The 2,236-nt window shown below is 67.0% G+C and carries 3 protein-coding genes; all 3 read left to right on the top strand.

The features are described 5' to 3' along the window. The coding region (locus IL54_RS02375) for an FAD-dependent monooxygenase (RefSeq protein WP_076605452.1) at positions 1–1,074 on the top strand (1,074 nt) is incomplete at its 5' end. Between the two features lie 31 nt (positions 1,075–1,105). Beyond that, positions 1,106–1,507 (top strand): peptide-methionine (R)-S-oxide reductase MsrB, encoded by a 402-nt coding sequence (gene msrB, locus IL54_RS02370; RefSeq protein WP_037472849.1) that lies wholly within the window; start codon positions 1,106–1,108, stop codon positions 1,505–1,507. A 117-nt stretch (positions 1,508–1,624) separates the two neighbouring features. Beyond that, positions 1,625–2,236, top strand: a 612-nt coding sequence (locus tag IL54_RS02365; protein WP_037472832.1) for a biosynthetic peptidoglycan transglycosylase, incomplete at its 3' end; no start/stop codon positions are given.

Raw genomic sequence — 2,236 nt, 5'->3', positions numbered from 1 at the left:
CCCCCGCCGCTGATCCTCGGCGCAGGCCCGGCAGGCGCAGCGGCGGCGCTGCGGCTCGCACGGCTGGGGGCGAAGCCGCTGCTGATCGATCGGCAACAGGTGCCGGGGGACGCGCTGTGCGGTGGGTTCCTCAGTTGGGCGACGATCGCGCAGATCAAGGCGCTGGGCATCGACGCGGCCATGCTCGGCGGCCACCGGATCGACCGGCTGGCATTGTTTGCGGGCGGGCGGGAGACCGAACTGCCGCTTCCCGCGCCGGGCATGGGCCTGTCGCGGCATCGACTCGACACGCTGCTGCGCGCCGCCGCGACCGAGGCTGGCGTGACATTCCGGCTCGGCCATGCCGTGCGGACGTTGACGCCGACCGCGATCACGCTGGATGATGGGCCGGCGGTCGACTGGGACAGCCTGTTCCTCGCCACCGGCAAGCATGATGTGCGCGGCGCGGCGCGGCCCCGTCACGGCGCAGACCCCGAACTCGGCTTGCGGTTGCGCCTGCCCGCCAGCCCCGCGCGGCAGCGTTTGATCGGGGGCCGGATCGAACTGCACTGGGTCGAGGGCGGCTATGTCGGCCTCTTGCTGCAGGAGGATGGCAGCGCCAATCTCTGCATGGCGGTGCGCAAGAGCCGCTTGACTGCAGCGGGCGGCCGTCCGCTCGGCCTGATCGCGGCGCTGGCCGACCGCTCGCTCGCGCTGGCCGATCGGCTGGGGGATGTGCCCGCTGACGCTCGCGTCGATGCGATCGGTGATGTCCCCTATGGCTGGCGCGCAACCACGACCTGGCCGGGCCTCTATCGGCTCGGCGATCAGGCCGCAGTCATTCCCTCGCTGGCGGGGGAGGGGATTGGCATCGCGCTGGCCAGCGCCGCAGAAGCCGTGGCGCAATGGCAGGTGCAGAGGCGTGATGGCGCGGAGATTTACCAACGCCATTTTGCGCGGCGAGCGCTGCTGCCCTTGCGCGCGGCGGCGGGGTTTCGCGCGCTGGGGCGCTATCCCGGCCTGCTGCGTGTCCTGAGCGCAACACCGGGGGCCGCAGGTCTTGCCATGCGCCTCACTCGCATCGCCGATGCTTGATCGGCGCGCTTTGCGCACCCATATTGCCGCCATGGAAAAGCTGACCCTGACCGATGCGGAATGGCGCGCGCGCCTCTCGCCCGAACGCTATCATGTGCTGCGCGAAGGCGGTACGGAGCGGGCCTTTACCGGCAATCTCAACGCCAACAAGGTCGATGGCCGCTATTATTGCGCGGGCTGCGGCACCGAATTATTCGATGCCGAGGAAAAATATGACAGCGGTTCCGGCTGGCCCAGTTTCACCGCGCCGGTGGATATCGACGCGGTCGAGGAGATTCGCGATGTCAGCCATGGCATGGTCCGCACCGAAGTCCGCTGCGCCAAGTGCGACGGGCATCTGGGCCATGTCTTCCCTGATGGTCCAGGCGTCAACGGCCTGCGCTATTGCATGAACAGCGCCTCGCTCGACTTCAAACCGTGCCAGGACGACTAACCGTTCATCGTCCGTAAAGCGGCGATCGTCATGGGGACGATCACGGCAATTTTCCCGGCAAAGCGTCTAAATCACGCTGGCCGGGGCCGGGATTAGCGCGTATCCGGGGCGGCACAGATGGCAGGATCAGGCAAGAGCAAGGGCGCGCCCAGCCGCGCGAAGACATGGGCGCTGCGCACGGTGAAGATCGGCGTGGCGGCGGCGGTGGCGGGCCTGTTGGCGATCGTGATCGCGGTGGTCATCGCGCTCCAGTCGCTGCCCGATTATGGCAGCCTCAAATCCTCCCCCAATGGCCAGATGATCCGTGTCCACGCAGCCGATGGCAGCGTGATCGTGTCGCTGGGGCCGAGCTTTGGCCGCTGGCTGGACTATGATCAGATCCCGCAGGTCATGATCGACGCGATGGTGTCGACCGAAGACAAGCGCTTCTATCATCATCCCGGCGTCGATCCGGTCGGCATGGCACGCGCGGCCTGGGTCGCGGTCGAAAATCGCGGCACCGGCCGCCGCCTGCAGGGCGCATCGACCATCACCCAGCAGGTGACGCGCAACATCTTCCTCAACAACAGCTATAGTTTCGGCCGCAAGATCCGCGAGATGGTGCTGGCCCTGGCGCTGGAGCGCAAATTCTCCAAGCGGCAGATACTCGAACTGTATCTCAACAAAGTCTATTTCGGCGGTGGTGCTTATGGCATCGACGCGGCCAGCCGCAAATTTTTCGGCCATCCC

The sequence above is a fragment of the Sphingobium sp. ba1 genome, assembly GCF_000743655.1.
GTDB lineage: Bacteria > Pseudomonadota > Alphaproteobacteria > Sphingomonadales > Sphingomonadaceae > Sphingobium.
This window is presented reverse-complemented; position numbering and strand designations above follow the sequence as displayed.

Bases quoted from the DNA above. Each gene is read 5' to 3' on its own strand.
- msrB (WP_037472849.1), top strand. From the start codon at position 1,106: ATGGAAAAGCTGACCCTGACCGATGCGGAATGGCGCGCGCGCCTCTCG.